General features: G+C 64.5%; 12 protein-coding genes. 7 read left to right on the plus strand and 5 right to left on the minus strand.

What is annotated here, in order from left to right:
* Positions 1-7 precede the first annotated feature (7 nt).
* From ACS3WA_RS10525 to ACS3WA_RS10535, 3 genes are read left to right on the plus strand one after another with little or no spacing between them, the layout of a single operon-like run.
* Positions 8-1,156 carry a DegT/DnrJ/EryC1/StrS family aminotransferase gene (locus tag ACS3WA_RS10525; protein ID WP_438278470.1) on the plus strand — a complete coding sequence of 383 codons (1,149 nt, stop codon included), beginning with the start codon at positions 8-10 and terminating at the stop codon, positions 1,154-1,156.
* A 43-nt stretch (positions 1,157-1,199) separates the two neighbouring features.
* The gene (gene murJ / locus ACS3WA_RS10530; RefSeq protein ID WP_438278471.1) at positions 1,200-2,729 is read left to right on the plus strand and encodes a murein biosynthesis integral membrane protein MurJ; all 1,530 of its coding nucleotides are present in this window, start codon (positions 1,200-1,202) and stop codon (positions 2,727-2,729) included.
* Between the two features lie 55 nt (positions 2,730-2,784).
* Positions 2,785-5,082 (plus strand): xanthine dehydrogenase family protein molybdopterin-binding subunit, encoded by a 2,298-nt coding sequence (locus tag ACS3WA_RS10535; protein WP_438278472.1) that lies wholly within the window; start codon positions 2,785-2,787, stop codon positions 5,080-5,082.
* Positions 5,083-5,173: 91 nt separating this feature from the next.
* Here the strand turns inward: ACS3WA_RS10535 and ACS3WA_RS10540 are convergent, their stop codons facing one another.
* A complete protein-coding gene (locus ACS3WA_RS10540) occupies positions 5,174-5,599 on the minus strand; it encodes a CHRD domain-containing protein (RefSeq protein WP_438278473.1) in 426 nt (141 codons plus the stop codon).
* 77 nt (positions 5,600-5,676) lie between these two features.
* On the minus strand, positions 5,677-5,922 hold the full coding sequence (locus ACS3WA_RS10545; protein ID WP_412773235.1) for an Lrp/AsnC ligand binding domain-containing protein: 246 nt from the start codon (positions 5,920-5,922) through the stop codon (positions 5,677-5,679).
* Between the two features lie 184 nt (positions 5,923-6,106).
* On the opposite strand from ACS3WA_RS10545, the gene thiD reads away from it, so the two are divergent.
* Positions 6,107-6,913 carry a bifunctional hydroxymethylpyrimidine kinase/phosphomethylpyrimidine kinase gene (gene thiD, locus ACS3WA_RS10550; RefSeq protein ID WP_438278474.1) on the plus strand — a complete coding sequence of 269 codons (807 nt, stop codon included), beginning with the start codon at positions 6,107-6,109 and terminating at the stop codon, positions 6,911-6,913.
* A 16-nt stretch (positions 6,914-6,929) separates the two neighbouring features.
* On the opposite strand, the gene ACS3WA_RS10555 is transcribed toward thiD, so the two are convergent.
* A complete protein-coding gene (locus ACS3WA_RS10555) occupies positions 6,930-8,120 on the minus strand; it encodes a hypothetical protein (protein WP_438278475.1) in 1,191 nt (396 codons plus the stop codon).
* Between the two features lie 195 nt (positions 8,121-8,315).
* Positions 8,316-9,326, minus strand: a complete 1,011-nt coding sequence (dgcA, locus tag ACS3WA_RS10560) for an N-acetyl-D-Glu racemase DgcA (protein WP_438278476.1) — start codon at positions 9,324-9,326, stop codon at positions 8,316-8,318.
* 147 nt (positions 9,327-9,473) lie between these two features.
* Between dgcA and ACS3WA_RS10565 the strand changes: the two genes are divergently transcribed.
* From ACS3WA_RS10565 to ACS3WA_RS10575, 3 genes are read left to right on the plus strand one after another with little or no spacing between them, the layout of a single operon-like run.
* Complete coding sequence (locus tag ACS3WA_RS10565) at positions 9,474-10,610, plus strand: MlaE family ABC transporter permease (RefSeq protein WP_438278477.1); 1,137 nt, start codon at positions 9,474-9,476, stop codon at positions 10,608-10,610.
* 2 nt (positions 10,611-10,612) lie between these two features.
* Positions 10,613-11,383, plus strand: a complete 771-nt coding sequence (locus ACS3WA_RS10570; protein WP_438278478.1) for an ABC transporter ATP-binding protein — start codon at positions 10,613-10,615, stop codon at positions 11,381-11,383.
* A gap of 21 nt (positions 11,384-11,404) precedes the next feature.
* Positions 11,405-12,301 carry an MlaD family protein gene (locus tag ACS3WA_RS10575; protein ID WP_438278479.1) on the plus strand — a complete coding sequence of 299 codons (897 nt, stop codon included), beginning with the start codon at positions 11,405-11,407 and terminating at the stop codon, positions 12,299-12,301.
* A gap of 72 nt (positions 12,302-12,373) precedes the next feature.
* On the opposite strand, the gene ACS3WA_RS10580 is transcribed toward ACS3WA_RS10575, so the two are convergent.
* Positions 12,374-17,344 carry a methyl-accepting chemotaxis protein gene (locus ACS3WA_RS10580; RefSeq protein ID WP_438278480.1) on the minus strand — a complete coding sequence of 1,657 codons (4,971 nt, stop codon included), beginning with the start codon at positions 17,342-17,344 and terminating at the stop codon, positions 12,374-12,376.
* Positions 17,345-17,545 lie beyond the last annotated feature (201 nt).

The following is a 17,545-nucleotide window of genomic DNA, read 5'->3' on the forward strand; positions in this document are numbered from 1 at the left end:
GGACTGAATGCAGCAGCACATGCCTGCGAAGGCGATTCCATTCATTGATGTCGTCGAACAGCGCCGTCGTCTCGGCAAACGTATCGACGATGCGGTTGCGCGGGTGCTGACACATTGCCAGTTCATCAACGGTCCCGAGGTCGCACGCCTGGAAGCCGATCTGGCCGCATTCACCGGCGCCCGGCGTGTGGTGGCCTGCGCCAGCGGCACCGACGCGCTGCTGATGGTGCTGCTGGCGAAAAACGTCGGCCCCGGCGACGCGGTGCTCTGTCCGACATTCACCTTCTGCGCGACCGGCGAGGTCGTGGCGCTGCTCGGCGCTACGCCGGTGTTCGTCGATGTCGATGAGACGACGTTCAATATCGACGTCGCTTCGCTGAAGAGCGGCATTGCGGTCGCGAAAAAGCAGGGCCTCCGGCCCAGGGCCATCATTCCCGTCGACCTGTTCGGTCAGCCCGCCGATCATGATGCGGTCGCAGCCGTGGCCGCGGCCGAGGGCATGTTCGTTCTCGATGACGCCGCGCAAGGGTTCGGCGCGACCTACAAGGGGAAACGGCTGGGTACGTTCGGCCTTGCGACCGCGACCAGTTTCTTCCCCGCCAAGCCGCTCGGCTGCTATGGCGACGGCGGTGCGATCTTCACCGACGATGACGACCTGGCGGACATGTTGCGCAGCGTGCGCGTGCACGGGCAGGGGTCTGATCGGTACGACAATGTACGGCTGGGTCTGACCGGGCGCCTCGATACGATGCAGGCGGCGATCCTGATCGAGAAGCTCGGGATATTTCCCGACGAGATTGCGGCGCGGGACGCGGCGGCGCGGCGTTACAACGAAGCTCTCGGAGACGTTGCGATCGTGCCCCGCGTGGCGGCGGATTGCACGTCGGTATGGGCGCAGTATACCATCCGGCTGCCGAACGGGGATCGCGGGGCGCTGGCTTCCGCGCTGAAGGCGCAAGGCATTCCGACTGCGATCTATTATCCGAAGTCGCTGCATCAGCAGACCGCGTACCGGAATTTCCCGGTCGCCGCCGCGGGCCTTGCCGTCAGCGAAAGGCTGTCGCGCGAGGTCATCAGCCTGCCCATGCATGCTTACCTTGATGAATTGACGCAGGAGCGGATCATCGAGGCTGTGCGCGCCGCGCTTGCGAACTGATTTCGCCATTTTGCGCCGGGAGCCGATCCTGTAGAAACGCCGGATGCTTGGACGCATTTTCACCGTCGGCGGATATACGCTGCTCTCGCGGCTGACGGGATTTGCGCGCGACATCGTGCTCGCCGCGGTGCTCGGCGCCGGGCCGGTCGCTGATGCCTTCTTCGTCGCGTTGCGGCTGCCGAATCATTTTCGGGCGATTTTCGCCGAGGGAGCCTTCAACGCGGCGTTCGTTCCGGCCTATGCGCACGTTCATGGCGAGGGCGGTGATGCCTCGGTGCGACTGTTCGCCGATCGCATCTTTACGCTGCTGTTCCTGTCCCAGGTCGTTCTGCTTGTCGTGGCATGGATTTTCATGCCGCAGGCCATCAGCATCCTGGCGCCGGGATTCTCCGACGACGTCGAGCAGCGACGGCTGGCCATCGAACTGACGCGGATCACCTTTCCCTATCTGCTGCTGATCACGCTGGTTACGCTGTACGGCGGCATGCTGAACGTCATGCATCGCTTCGCGAGCGCGGCGGCGGCGCCGATCTTCCTCAACCTGTCGATGATCATGACGCTGGCGCTTGCGGCCTTCTTCCCGAGCGCCGGCCACGCGGCGGCCTGGGGCGTGCTGATCTCCGGCTTCCTCCAGGTTTTTCTGCTGGCCGGCGATCTTGGCCGGCATGGCGGATTGCCGCGGTTCTCGCCGCTCGAACTGAGCGATGACATCAGATCGTTTTTTCGTGCGCTCGCGCCCGCCACCGTGGGCTCGATGGGCACGCAACTGGCGATGTTCGCCGACACCATCATCGCGACGTTTCTCCCGACCGGGGCGCTGTCGGCGCTGTATTACGCCGACCGACTCAACCAACTGCCGATCGGGGTGATCGGCATCGCCATCGGCACCGTGCTGCTGCCGGAAATGTCGCGGCAGATCACGGGCGGCGATCACGCTGGCGCGACGGCGTCGCAGCGCCGTGCGTTCGAGTTCACGCTGTTGTTTTCGATGCCGTTCGTCGCCGCATTCCTCACCGTTCCGGATGTCATCATGCGGGCGATGTTCGCGCGCGGCGCGTTTTCCGTAGCCGATGCGGCAGCCGCGGGAGCGACGCTGTCGGCCTACGCCGTGGGCCTCATCCCTTTCGTGCTGATCCGCAGCGCGGTCGCGACCTTCTACGCACGCAAGAACACCGCGACGCCGGTGAAAGCATCGCTCACCGGGATCGGCGTCAATCTCGCGCTCAAGGTCGCGTTGATGGGCTCGCTGGCGCAGGTCGGTCTGGCGTTGGCCACCGCCGTCGGCGCCTGGGTCAATCTTCTGCTCGTGATCGGATTTGCGGTGCGGGCAGGGTATTTCGAGGTCGATCGTCCGTTGCGGATCTCGCTCGGCAAATTCCTGATCGCGGGCGTGGTGCTTGCGGCGGCGCTGTGGCTGACCGCGCGCCTGGCGTCCGGGCAATTCGCGCACTGGAGCACGATGCGCGACGAGGCGGCTCTTGGACTGCTGATCGTCGTCGGCGCGCTCGTCTATGCCGGCGCGATCTTGCTGCTGTTCGGCCCGCGCTGGTTGAGGTCGTTGGTGCGGGGCTAGCCCCGCGGGGCTCTCCTGCAGTATAACGACCCTGCAACGGTGGCGGAGATCACATATGGCTCCCGTGAAATTCGGCATCGGCCAGAGCGTCCGGCGCAAGGAAGACGACGCGCTTGTTCGCGGCAAGGGCCGCTACACCGACGATCATGCGCCTTCCGGTGCATTGCATGCGCTGATGCTGCGTTCGCCGCATGCCCATGCGACATACAGGATCGATGCGTCGCGCGCCGGCGGTCTGCCGGGCGTTGCGTTGATCCTGACCGCGGCGGACGTCGCCGATCTCGGCGGCTTGCCCTGCCAGTTCAATCTTCCGGACCAGCCTTTCACCGCGCCGCCATATCCGATCCTTCCCCGTGACGAGGTGCGGCATGTCGGCGACGCCGTCGCTTTCGTGGTCGCCGACACGGTCGAGCACGCACGCGACGCGCTCGAGGCGATCGAAGTGGAGTGGACGCCGCTCACCTCGGTGGTGGGAGTCGCCAACGCCGTGAAGAAGGGCGCGCCTCAGGTCTGGCCCGATCACGCGGGCAACCTCCTGTTCGATGTTTCGATCGGCGACAAGGATGCGACCGATGCTGCTTTCGCGGGTGCGCATGCGGTGGCGGAAATCTCGATCGTCAATCCGCGCGTCGTCACCAACTACATGGAGACGCGCGCTGCCGTCTGCGAATACGACGCCAGTCGTGATCATCTGACGCTGACGGTGGGCAGTCAGGGCAGCCATCGGCTGCGCGAGATTCTCTGCCGCTCCGTGCTGAAAATTCCGACGGAAAAGATGCGCGTGATCTGTCCGGATGTGGGCGGCGGATTCGGCACCAAGCTGTTTCCCTATCGCGAATACGCGCTGATCGCGGTCGCCTCGAAAAAACTTCGCAAGGCTGTCAAATGGACGGCCGAGAGATCGGATCATTTCGTCGGAGACTCGCAAGGCCGCGACAACCTCACCACCGCGCGTATGGCGCTCGCGGAAGACGGCAGGTTCCTCGGCATGGATGTCGACCTGATGGGAGACATGGGAGCCTATCTCTCCACCTTCGGCCCCTACATTCCCTATGGCGGAGCCGGGATGCTGCCGGGCCTTTACGATATCCAGGCGTTTCACTGCCGCGTACGCGCCGTGTTCACCAACACCGTGCCGGTGGATGCCTATCGCGGTGCCGGCCGCCCCGAGGCCGCTTATGTGGTGGAGCGGCTGGTCGATGCCGCGGCGCGCAAGCTCGGCATGATGCCGGACGCCATCCGGCGCAGGAATTTCATTGCGCCGAAAGCGATGCCGTACAGGACAGCGACCGGTAAAATCTATGACTCCGGCGATTTCGCCGCGCATATGAAGCGCGCCATGGAGATCGCCGGCTGGAAGGAATTTCCGAAGCGGGCCAGGGCGGCGAAGAAGCGAGGGCTGGTTCGCGGCAGAGGGCTCGCGACCTATGTCGAGGTTTGCGGCACCATGGGTCGCGAGCGGGCCGACGTGCGACTCGACGCAGACGGCGACGTCACGGTGCTGATCGGCACGCAGTCGAGCGGGCAGGGCCATGCCACCGCCTATGCGCAGATCATCGCCGATCAGTTCGGATTGCCGCCCGAGCGAATTCATATGATCCAGGGCGACACCGACGTGGTCGTCTCCGGTCTCGGCACCGGCGGATCGAGTTCGATTCCCTCCGGCGGCGTCAGCGTCGAGCGGGCTACCCGCAAGCTCGGCGCCCAGCTCTGCGAGATCGCGTCAGAGGCGCTCGAAACCAGTTCGGCCGATCTCGAAATCAGCGACGGCTCGGTTCGTATCGCGGGCACCGACCGTTCGATCTCCTTCGCCGACCTCGCCAAGCGCGTCGCCGATCCCTCGAAGCTGACAGCCAATGAGAGTTTCAGCAGCGCCGACGGCACCTATCCGAACGGCACCCATGTCGTGGAAGTCGAGATTGATCCGGCGACGGGAAAGATCGGGTTGGTCAACTATGTCGTTGTCGACGATTTCGGCATGACGTTGAATCCGCTTCTGCTGGCGGGACAGATCCATGGCGGCACCATGCAGGGCATCGGCCAGGCGCTGATGGAGCAGGCCGTCTACGATGCGACGGACGGACAGCTCGTCACCGGCACGTTCATGGATTACGCGCTGCCGCGCGCGGCCGACGGCACCTCGATCACGTTTGAGACCCGCAACGTCCCCTGCGTCACCAATCCTCTCGGGGTGAAGGGAGCGGGCGAAGCGGGTGCCATCGGCTCCTGCCCGGCGGTGGTCAACGCCATCATCGATGGCCTGTGGCGCGAATACGGGATCGACCATATCGACATGCCGGCCACGCCCGAGCGGGTCTGGACGGCGATCCGCGCGCGCCAGCGCCAGCTTTAAGTTCCCCACCTGTCCGGCGGACGATAAAAAGGGCGAACCGGCCGGCGGTTCGCCCCTTTGCTGAATGTCTTGTGTCCGCGATGTGGCGAGGCTACTTCGAGACCTGCCCGCGGATTTCGCCGCCCGGATGGGCTGCGGTATGAACGTTGACATAGTACTTGCCGGCCAAGAGGTCGGCGGCTTGCGCATCGGTCAGCGTGGCGCTGCCTTCGGCGGGACTGGACGTCGCATTCGGGATTGCAACCGCAATGCCCGCATTCTGGCCCGCGGCCGCCGGGCCGTGGAAATGGGCCGCCGTCGCCGGACCGGTCAGACCCGAATAGGTCAGCTTCCAGGTTAGTTTTTTGGACGCGGGATCGTAATTCGCCTCGACCGTCCCGGTGCCCTTGCTGGTATTGGCGGGCACTTCGGATGCGCCGTTCAGGGTTGCTTTCAGCGTTTCGGCGGACGCCTGGCCTGCCAAACCGATCGCGGCAGCGAAAGCGAGTGTGACGAACGAAATCTTGGCGGCTTTCATCGTTTTCTCCTGATCATGTTCGGGTTGGCGCGAGCTTTAACCGCGCGCACCACCACTTGTTCCAGATGCAGGAGCGGCTAATTGGTTCCGAACGCCTTGAAAGTAATGATGGTGTGGGTGTCCTGAATGCCCGGAATGACCTGCACCTTTTCGTTCACGAAATGCCCGATATCGGTGTCGTTATCGACGTAGAATTTCGCCAGCAGATCGTAGTCGCCGGCAGTGGAATAGATTTCCGAGGCGATCTCGGCCTCCGCGAGAGCGTTGGCGACGGCATAGGATTGGCCGAGCTTGCACTTGAACTGCACGAAGAAAGGGACCATCGCGTATCTCCGGAGGGCGTCAGGCTTCAATATAGCGCGTTCAAGCCGCGTGGACACCGAGGTGCGCCGAAAAATCCGGCCAACCGGCGACTTGACGGGCTTTCCGGTTGCGGCCCGCGCCTATGCCTGCCGCGAATGAATAACTATGCTGGCGCGATCCGACGGCCCGCGCGCGAGAACATGGATGATAGTCCCCATTGCCTTGACCATCGCCGGATCCGACTCCAGCGGGGGTGCGGGAATCCAGGCCGACCTCAAGACATTCGCGGCATTCGGAGTCTATGGCGCCTCCGTCATCACGGCGCTGACGGCGCAGAACACGCGAGGGGTGTCGGGGATCCACCACGTACCGGCGGATTTCGTGACCGCGCAGATCGATGCGGTGTTCGACGATCTCGACGTCGGAGCCGTCAAGATCGGCATGGTCGCGGACGCCGCCGTGATCGAGGTCATCGCCGACGGCCTCTCGCGCTGGTCGCCCGCGCATGTGGTGGTCGATCCGGTGATGGTCGCGACCTCGGGAGCACGCCTGCTGGAGCGGGACGCGGTGGAGGCATTGCGGATCAAACTCTTTCCGCGCGCGCATTTGATAACACCGAACCTGCCGGAGGCGGCGGTGCTGCTCGATGAGACCATTGCCGAAAGCGAAAGCGACATCGCGCGGCAGGGCCGGCGTCTGCTGACGCTCGGCTGCGCCGCGGTCCTGATCAAGGGCGGCCACGGCCGGGGCGCCGAGAGCATAGACTATCTCGTCACCCGCGATGGAGTGGCGGCGCTTGCCGCTCCGCGCATCGCCACCAAAAACACTCACGGCACCGGCTGTTCGCTGTCATCGGCCATTGCGGCTGGCCTCGCGAAGGGCGACGACATGGAAACCGCCGTTCGTGGCGCGAAGACTTACATCACCGAAGCGATCGCGGCGGCGGACCGTCTCGGCGTCGGTCACGGCCATGGACCGATCCATCATCTGCACAGGCTGGATCGCGACTGACAGGTGTTGCCATGCGTCAGGAAAAGAACGCGATCTTTTCGACCTGGGTCATGCGCCGGATCGGAGCCAGCGGATCGGAGCGGGGCGTGGCGCGCGAGACGATGCCGCTCTCCAGCAGCGATGCGCCGAGCGAAGGCGGCGCGGCAATCTCGGGAACGGTCTCGGACTCCCCACGAGGACTCGCATCGGAACTCTCGGCGGCGGCCTCGGCAGTTTGCTCCGGTTCGGCAATCACCTGATTACCGATAGCGGCGTCTACGGTTTGGGGTTCGTCGAAATCGGGCGCGCCCATTTCGAGAGCGATCATGTCGAGCACGGCATCGTCATGGGCCGCGTCCTGTTCGTTCACGGCGGTGGTCGACAATGGTTCGCTTTGGATTTCCGTAGCATCGACGGCGTCGACCTGCGCTTCGGATATGGAAGGCGTGTTTTCCGATTCAACGCCGATGTCTTTCACCGTTTCACTGAAATGGTGAGCGACTTCAGATTCCTGGTTTGAGGCGTTTTCCCCATGCGAATCGGATTCCACGTCGCTCGAAAATGCCATGACGGCATCGGCGGTCGCTTGCTCGGGCGGCGCGGGGTACTCAGGCGAGGCGGGAGCTTCGTCGACGGCTGCCGGGGGCGGGGACGCGGTTTCCGCGCGCGGCGGTGAAGTCGTCGCGGCAGGAGAGTCCGACAACTCGTCGAGCGTCGACTCGATCAATCCGAATACAACTTGCAGCGCCGCGGAATCGTCTCTGGCGGCGAGTTGCTCGTGAACAGCGTCGATCGCGCCAGCCTGCGAATCGAGAATGTCGCAAATCCGGCTGTCGCCGCCGATCTCGCGCCACCTCCACGAGATTTCGCGGATGATGCGAACGCCCTTCTCGATCGGGGCGAGCGCATCATTCATGATCCGCTTGTCGAATGATGCGGCTGCGGCGGCTTTCGCTTCGGCGATGCTGACCTTGATCGCGGCGAGGGCCTTGGGCAGCGCGTCGCTGGTTGCTGCCTGCTGTTGGGCGGCGACGGTCTGTTCGATGCGTGCCACGGCATCGAGCACCATGGCGGTATCCGCATTGCGGTTGCGCTTGGCGTATTCGGTCAGAAACCATCGGCCCCGCGACGTCTCCATGAAGGCTTCGCGAATGGCGTCGAAGTCCGCAGCGCTGGGCGGAGCAGCGCTGGCGGACATCGGCGACAGGGCGAAAGCTTCATCGGCCATGGCAAACTCGTCGCGCAAATCATTGTGCGTAACTGTAACGATCACCATGATCCGCCGCAAATCGCAATTGAATTGACGCGATCCGAATCAGAAATCCCCATCCAGTCGCACCCGGGATTGCAAGTGATTCGCCGTGTACCGGCTCCATGATTCGGCCGTCGCGCCATTGACCGGCGCGCTGCGGGGCCGGCGGGATCAGCCCCAGAGCGCGGCGTCGGGCGGATAGACGGTGCTGCCGTCGTAGCGGAGACCGTCGCTGCGATCCTTGGCGAGCAACAGCGGACCATCGAGATCGACGAAACGGGCCTGCTGCGCGATCAGCATGGCCGGCGCCATCGACAGCGAGGTCGCGACCATGCATCCGACCATGATCTCGAAACCCAGCGCTTGCGCTGCATCGGCCATGGCGAGGGCTTCGGTCAGGCCGCCGGTCTTGTCGAGCTTGATGTTGATGGCGTCGTAACGTTCGCGAAGACCGTCAAGCGAGGCGCGGTCATGGACGCTTTCATCGGCGCAGATGGTGATGACTCTGCGAATTCGCGCCAGCGCCTCGTCGTTGCCTGCGGGAAGCGGTTGCTCGACCAGGGTGACGCCGGCGGCCTCGCAGGCCGCCAGGTTCCGCTCCAGGTCATCAGGCGTCCATGCCTCATTGGCGTCGACGATCAGTTCCGATTCCGGAGCTTGTTTGCGCACGGCCGCGATGCGTTCGACATCGCCGTCGCCGCCGAGCTTGACCTTGAGGAGAGGCCGACGCGCGGCTTTTGCGGTCGCAGCCGCCATGGCCTCAGGCGAGCCGAGCGAGATCGTGTAGGCCGTGGAACGAGGGGCGGGTGCCGGGCGATCCAGCAATGTCCAGATCCGCCGGCCGCTGCATTTGGCCTCGAGATCGCACAGCGCGCAGTCCAGAGCATTGCGCGCCGCCCCGGCGGGCATGATGGACGCGAGGGATTGGCGATCCAGACCCGCGGCGAGTGGCTCCTGCATCGCGAGAAGGCTGGCGAGCACGCCCTCGGGAGTTTCTCCATAGCGGGCGTACGGAACGCATTCTCCGCGTCCGGAGCGCCCGCGCCGGCTGATCTCGGCGACGACCACCACGGCCTCGGTCTTCGCCCCGCGGCTGATCCTGAAACTGCCCGCGATCGGCCAACGCTCGATGCGGCATCGCAGGCTGATTGCGTCGTTCTGCGACGTTTTCAAATTGGGCATGTCCGAAGTTAGGCAGGTCAGGAATTGGGCAGGCCTGAAAGCATCGCAAACGGCCGTGAGCGGGAAGGATATCGCACCACGGGTTGCTGACGTCATGTTAAAAGCTTCGCCTTAATAATAGCAGAGATTCGGGCGGGGGAGCTGGTTTTGGGTGATAGCCCCACACTGCAGCAGATTGCGCGAGGCGACGCTCTGGCGCTCTGTGCGGCGGGAACCTGGACGGCGCGCTTCGCGCCTGCGCTCGAGCGGATGGTGGCGGAGGCGGAAAAACTCGCCGGCAGCCGGTCCGGCATCTTCATCGACGTGTCGCAAATCTCGGGACTCGACACGTTTGGCGCATGGCTGATCGAACGCCTGCGCCGCAATCTGACCCAGGGCGGCATCGAGGCAACGGTCGCGGGGCTGTCCCTGAACTATTCGAGCCTGGTCGATGAGGTCCGCCGCGTTCCCGCCTCTGCGGCTCCGCCGGCGGTTCGCCAAGGCGCCCTGACCGGCCTGCTCGAAGACGTCGGGCGCAATGTTCTCGGGTTCGGAACGACGCTGACCGGCCTGATCGGGATGCTGGGCGCGGTGCTGGCTGCCAGCGGCCGGGTCATTCGCCATCCGCGGTCGTTCCCCCTGACCTCGACGGTTCATCATCTCGAACAGGTTTGCTGGCGCGCGGTTCCGATCATCGTGCTTATCACCTTCCTGATCGGCTGCATCATATCGCAGCAGGGCATCTTTCATTTCCGGAAATTCGGCGCGGACATTTTCGTGGTCGACATGCTCGGCGTCCTCGTGCTGCGCGAGATCGGCGTGCTGCTCGTTGCGATCATGGTGGCCGGCCGCTCCGGCAGCGCCTACACCGCCGAACTCGGCTCCATGAAGATGCGCGAGGAGATCGATGCGCTGCGCACCATGGGCTTCGATCCCATCGAGGTGCTGGTCCTGCCGCGGATGCTCGCGCTGGTGATCGCGCTGCCGATCCTGGCGTTTCTCGGTGCGATCGCCGCACTCTATGGAGGCGGCCTGGTGGCGTGGCTTTATGGCGGCGTTCAGCCCGAGGCGTTTCTCATCAGGTTGCGCGATGCGATCTCGATCGATCACTTCGTCGTGGGCATGATCAAGGCGCCGGTGATGGCCGCCGTGATCGGGATCGTCGCCTGTGTCGAGGGGCTCGCCGTGCAGGGCAGCGCGGAATCGCTTGGACGACGCACAACGTCGTCGGTGGTGAAGGGAATATTCTTCGTCATCGTGATGGACGGCCTGTTTGCGATCTTCTTTGCCTCGATCGGGATGTAGCAATGGCGGACGACGCATCCGATCCCATCATCCGCGTCCGCGACGTCTCGGTTCGGTTCGGCGCCACGACGGTCCTGGACGGCTTGAGCCTGGATGTGAAGCGCGGCGAGATTCTCGGCTTCGTCGGTCCATCGGGCGCGGGCAAGTCGGTATTGACGCGCACGATCATCGGGCTCGTGCCGAAGGTCGGCGGCAGCATCGAGGTTTTCGGCGTCGATCTGGAAACCGCGAATGTCCCGGCGCGGCGGGCGGTCGAGCGCCGCTGGGGCGTGCTGTTCCAGCAGGGCGCGCTGTTTTCGTCGCTGAACGTCCGCCAGAACATCCAGTTTCCGATGCGGGAATATCTCGATGTTTCGCAAGCCCTGCTCGACGAGATCACCGTCGCCAAGCTCGGCATGGTCGGACTGCGGCCGGAGGTTGCGGACCGCTATCCTTCCGAACTGTCCGGCGGGATGATCAAGCGGGTGGCGCTGGCCCGCGCGCTGGCGCTCGATCCCGAACTGGTTTTCCTCGATGAGCCGACATCGGGCCTCGATCCGATCGGGGCAGGGGATTTCGATGATCTGGTGCGGACGCTGCAGCGAACTTTGGGGTTGACGGTTTTCATGGTAACCCATGACCTGGACAGCCTTCATACAGCTTGCGACCGCATTGCCGTTTTAGGGAACGGTAAGATCATTGCGGCAGGATCGATGGCCGATATGCTGGCCTCGCAGCATCCCTGGCTGAAAGCCTATTTTCACGGCAAGCGCGCCCGCGCCGTCGTGGGTTGAAGCGGTACCGGAGCGGATTTGATGGAAACGCGGGCGAACTTCGTCCTGATCGGGTCGTTCACGCTCGCCGTGATCGCGGCAGCCTTTGGTTTCGTTCTCTGGTTCCAGGGCCTCCATACCACCAAGGCGCGCAGCCCGCTCCGTATCGTGTTCGAAGGATCGGCTTCGGGCCTGCGCAATGGCGGCAGCGTGAATTTCAACGGCATTCGTGTCGGCGAAGTGGTGTCGGTCAAGCTTGACGACCCGCGCCGCGTCGTTGCGCTTGCGATGGTCGAAAACGCCGCTCCGATCCGGAAGGACACCCGGGTCGGGCTCGAATTCCAGGGATTGACCGGCGTTGCTGCGATTTCGCTGAAGGGCGGCGAGGAGGCGGCGCCGCCGGTGCCTCTCGATCAGGACGGCGTTCCGATCCTCACCGCCGATCCGGCGGGTTTGCAGGACGTGACCGAGTCGATCCGCGCGACGTTGCAAAACATCAATCGCGTCGTCGCCGAGAACGAAACGGCGGTGAAGAACACGTTGCAGAACGTCGAGACCTTCACTGCCTCGCTCGCCCACAACGCCGAGAAGATCGGCGACCTGGTGCAGAAGTTCAACGAGGTCATGAGCAAGGCCGACGGCGTCATGGCCAGGACCGATGACCTGATGCTCGGCCTCAACGCCATCGCCGGCGGCAAGGGGGGCGGCGAATTGCTTCCGGCGGTGAAATCAATTCGCGAACTCGCCGAGGACTTTAACAAGCGCTCGGGCGCGCTGATGGCTGACGGCCGCCGCACCCTTGGCGACATCAGCCGGGCCGTCAACAATCTCGATCGCAATCCCACCCGCTTGCTGTTCGGTGCGAGCGCCAACGGCAGCGCGGCCGGCGGTAGTTCGCCGGCTTCGGCGGCGCCGGCCCGCTCTCCGAAGCGGCCGTAAGGGCGCAGGTCGGCACGGGGCCTTGGAGCGTCGTCGCCCCGGCAACGCTTCGCAATCGATAAAGCGCGGCCCTTATCCGAGCCGTCCCGCTGCATGGGCGAGCAATGTATAGACCAGCCCCGTCTCGGACATCAGATGGTCGTGTATTGCCGTGGGCTCGCGCTCGTCGCGCGCGACTTCGTCCAGAAGGCGCTCGAATTCGGCGATGTAGCGATCGGCCGTCTGTTTGAACGTGCGGTCGGTCCGGTATTTGCGGGCGACCTCGTCGAACGTCTTTTGGCCGGCGGGCGTATAGAGACGCTTGCTGAAAGCCTTGCGTTCGCCGCGCTGGTAGCGATCCCACATCTCCCCGGCAAGGTTGCGATCCATCAGGCGGCCGATATCGAGCGATAGCGAGTCCAGCGGGTTCGCGGCGGCCTGCTGCGCCGATCGCCCGGGCCGGTCGTTGCCGGTGTCGGCGCGGTTCAGCAGATCCGAGAGCCAGTCGTCGCCCCCGTGGTCTCCGCTCGCCGGGACGGCCGGAGGCGTGTCCGTGCGGCGGGATGACGACACGCCGAGGTCGGGCGGCGGCAGGTTCGACGCACTGCCGCTGTCGCGCATGCGGGACGCGGAGCGTGCCGTCGTCGCGCCGCGGCCATTGGCTGTCGCCGCCATCGGCTCTTCCTCGTGCTGCGAAGCCGATCGCCCGTTGCTCACGACGTCGAAGCCGTGACCATGGCGAGCGACGATCCGGTTGAGCTCGGCGAGCGCTTCGATCTGATCGACGATCACCTTTCGCATCTGGGAGGTGCTCTCGGCCGCTTCCTGCGGCATCTCGAGCACGCCGCGGCGAAGCTCGTTGCGCGTTGCTTCCAACTCGGTGTGCATTTCCGCGGTCATCTGCTTCATGTCCTGAACCAGCGCCGCGAACTTGTCGGCCGATCGCCGGAGCATTGCGTCGGCTTCCTCGGTCGCCTGCTGGCAGATCTCGCTCATGGATTCGGAGGTCAGGCGGCGTTCTTCCTCGGCCGTCGCGCGAACGGCCTCGAACTGACGGTTGATCGCAGCCGATCCGACGCCGGCGGTCTCCGCCACCACCCGCGCGATGTCGCGTGCGCGCTCCTCGGCGGCGGCAAGCGATTCATCGAGCAGGCTCGTAAACCGCGTCAGTCGCTGATCGAAGTCGGTCGTCCGCAGATCGATCGTCGCCACGAGCGATTCAAGCACGGACTTGCGTTCCTCGACAGATAATGCGGCGCTTTGGTTGCTCTGCTCGACCCGCGCTGCAGCTTCGACCAAAATGTTTCCATGCGTCTCGAACTGGCCGGACAGCGTGCTCAAATCATCGAGAGCCCGCGAGGCCTTGGAATTGAACACCGCCAGTTGATCTTCGAGCGTCTGCGTCGCGAGGCCGTTTTGCGACGTGACATCCTTCATGGTGGACACGAAGTCGGCGACGCGCGTGACGAGCGCACGCTCCAGCGAATTGAGATTTTCGTGCGCGCCGGTGAGGACCTCCTGAAGAAGGATGTTGCCCTCGCGCAGCCGCTCGAACAGCGCGACGGTATCGGTGCGGAGTATCTTGCTGGTCTCCTGCATGTCGGTGACCGCCGTGATGGAAGCCTGCCGCGACTGCTCGATGGCCGAGCGCGACGCCTGCTCGAGATCCTTCATCGACTTGGTGATCGCGCTGGTCGCAAGTTCACCAGCGTTGGTGATGGTGCGGACAACGTCGGAGCCGTTCGCAGCGATCGACTGCGAGAATGCCTGGCCCTTGACCTCGATCGACTTGAGGGCATCGGCGGTAACGCGGCCGATATCGGAGTTGAGCTGATCGGCCTTGCCGCCGAGAGCGTCGACCAGAGCTCCCCGCTTGCTGTCGATCATCTGCGAGAGACGATCGGTCTGCTGCTGGACATAGTTGACGATCTCGTCAGTCTTGCCCGTGATCGTCGTTCCGAAGCTGCCGCTGGCGGCAAAGATCAGGCGCTCGGCGTCGGTCGATACCGACTTGACCTTGGTGCTGACTTCATTCGACGCGGAGACGAGGGCGGTTTGGGCGTTCTGCGCGCTAGCCTGAATGATTTCCGTGGTATTCGCCGCGGCCGCGTGGAGAGAGCGTTCGATATCCAGAGAGATCGCCTTGATCTGGCTGGCGGAGTCGGCGGAGGCGGTGGTGAGCGTGGTCTGAGCCTCGCGTGCGCTGCCGAGGATGGCGGCGGCGGAGTCGGTGCCCACGGTGGTCAAGGTCCGCTCGACCTCGCTCGCCAGCGATTTGACGTGGCCGACCGCATCGGCCGAGGCGGTGGTGAGCGTGCTCTGCGCCTCGCGTGCGCTGCCCAGAATGGCGGCGGCCGTGTTGGTGCCTACAGCCGTCATCGTCCGTTCGATATCGCTCGCCAGCGATTTGACGTGCGTCGCGGCATCCGAGGATGCGGCGACCAGCGTGGTCTGCGCCGCGCGCGCGCCGGCGAGAACGAAATCCGCGGTGTTGGTGCCGGCAGCCGACAGCGTCTGCTCGATTTCCGCTGACAGGGATTTGACCTGGCTCGCCGTTTCGGCCGACGAGTTGATCAGCGTCGTCTGCGCATCGCGGGCGCTGTTGAGGATGGAGTTGGCGGCAGCGGTTCCGGCCGAGGTCAGCGCGCGTTCCACCTCGGTCGAGGTCAACTGCAACTGGGCGCCCACTTCGGTCGAAACCGAAAGCAGGGACTGCTGGGCGGCGCGTGCGCCGGTCTGAATGGTTTCGCTGGTGTTGACCACCAGATTGGTCAGCGAGCGCTCCGCGTCGTCGACATGGGATTTGATGCCGTGCGACAGCTCCTCAGCACGCACCAACAGAGCCTCGCTGGCCTGCCGTCCGCTGGATTCGAAGCGACCGGCCACGGCTTCGACCCGCGATCCGAGCAGGTCTTCGAACTGGGCGACGCGCGTTTCGATCGTGGTCGCGACTAGGCCGACACGCTCGTCGAGACCCTGGTGGATTTCCTGGAATCGCGCCGTGATCGTCTGCGCAAGGAGCGCGCTGCGATCGTCGATGGTTTCGGTCACTCCCGAGATGCGTCCTTCGAGCGCCACGACGGCCTCCGTCGCGCCGTCGCTCAGCGAGGTTGCGAAGTGGGCGAGGCGGCTCTCGATCGAGCCGATCGCATGAGCGGCGCCATCGGACAGCGACGAGGTGAGGGTGACGAGCCGGTTCTCGATCGTTGCCGTGACCGACTTCGCACGCGAATCGAAGCTCTGCTCGAGCACTGCCAGACGGCCGTTGACCGACTCGTCGAAGGACCTGATTTTGGCATCGAACGAAGCGTCGAGATGGGTGACGCCCGACTGGAGCGTGGTTTCGAACTGCGCCAGACGCTGATCCAGCGCGGCGCTGATCTCGCCGCCGTTGGACGTCAATCGCGAATCGAAGGTATCGACATAGGCCTTCATGCTCCGGGCGATATCTTCGGTGCGCTGGCCCAGGCGATCGACGATCTCGCCGCCGAATGTCTTCACGGTCCGGTCGAATTCCGAGATGTGGCGGGTAATGAGCGCGCCGAGCGTGCCGCTGTCGCGTGCGAACTTCTCCGCGAGTTCGCTGCCCTGGTCCTTCATGAGCTGATCGAACGCGCTCATCTGGAGGCTGAGCGTATCGTGCGCGGTTTCGGTCTGAGTGGCGACCTTGTCCACCAGCGTATTGACCGTGACGTCGAGCGCTTCGCCGGCCTTGTCACCGCATGAAAGAATCCGGGTTGCCAGCCGGTTGCCGGCATCGTCGATCTTGCTGGCGAGGTCGGCGCCGCGAAGCTCGAGTTCCACCAACAGGGAGTCGCTGGAATTCTTCAACGAGTCATGGACCTGTTCGGTGCGGTCGGAAATGCCTTCGACGATGGAGGCCGACTTCTGCTCGAATTGGCTCGTAATCCGGTCGACGCGCTCGTTGAGCATCTCGTGGACGCGGTCGGCCAGATCGGCGAACTCGTCGTGGACGTGACTTGTCTTGAAGTTGAGACTGCTGGTCAGGCGCTCGCTCGCGTCGAGCACAGCGCGCGCGGTCTCTGCGCTGGCCTCCTCGAGCCGGTCGAGCAGGTCGCCGCCACGTTCGCCGAGCGCGAGGATCATATTGTCGCCGGCATTGCTGAGCGCCGTCGTGATGTGCTCGCCGCGCTCTTCCAGCGCACCGGTTATGCCTTTTGCTACCTCGTCGACGCGGGAGGCGATGGCATCGCTGATCAGTGCGATGTCGTGTCGCAGGTCGATCTGGACGCCCGAGATGGCGCTGCGGACCTGCTCGGCCTGGCCGACGAGGTTGTCACGCTGGAGCGCGATATCCTGAAGCAATGCGCGAATCCGCACCTCGTTGTCGGAATAGGCACGTTCCAGCGCGGCGACCTCGTTGGCAACCAGCGCTTCCAGTTCGCCGGCGCGCGCGATGGCGCGTTCGACGCCGTCGCCCATCGCAGCGACTTCACGCCGGATCGCCTGTCCCACCGTCACCACGGAGTCGCTGGCGAGGCCCTCCGGCTCGGAAAACCGGATCGCCACCTGCGCCATCGACTGCGCGATCATGCGCAGTTCCTGGCCGCGCCAGGCCAGGCTCGCCAAGAAGTAGAACAGCAGCACGGGGGCGAAAAACAGGGCGATCAGGCCGGCGAGGGCGAGCGTGCCGCCGCTGCCCTGGCCCATTGCCGCCTGAAGCGAGGGCAGGAAGCTGATGGTCAGAAAGCCGGCACCGAGAATCCAGATGCCCGCGAAAAGCGAGGCGAGCGTATAGATGTTGCGGGCCGGGCGGCCGTTCTGGATAGCCTGAAGAATCTGTCCGATCGTCTCGCGATCGTCGTTGGCGGGACGGCGCGTGAAGAGCGGTGCTTCAGAGGTATCGAAGCCCGGCCGGTCTGCCGTGGCGCGGGCGTCAAATCCGTCCTCGCCCTGGATCCCTGCGGGGGAGAACGACGGTGTGACGTCGGGACGGGACTGGTCCGGACTGCCCGCCGACGCCTCACCGACGTTCAGGGCCTCCTGAATGGCGGAAAGAGCGACCTCTGTCGGATCTTTGACCTTCTTGGGATTGTTCGCCATGTCAGTCCACGCCCTCGTGTTTAGCAACCCGCAAGTTCGCGTCGCAGCTGCAAGTCCCGGTCGCCGACCCCAAGCCCCAAGCCGGTTTTCCGGGCGCGGCCGTTGCCGCCGCCCGTTTTGTCGGTCGCTTCCTCCACATCCTATTGGCTTGGCGGCTCGAATGAAATGGGCGTGATTAATACAATCTTAATCATCGTTAAC

The organism is Nitrobacter sp. (genome assembly GCF_051535235.1).
GTDB lineage: Bacteria > Pseudomonadota > Alphaproteobacteria > Rhizobiales > Xanthobacteraceae > Nitrobacter.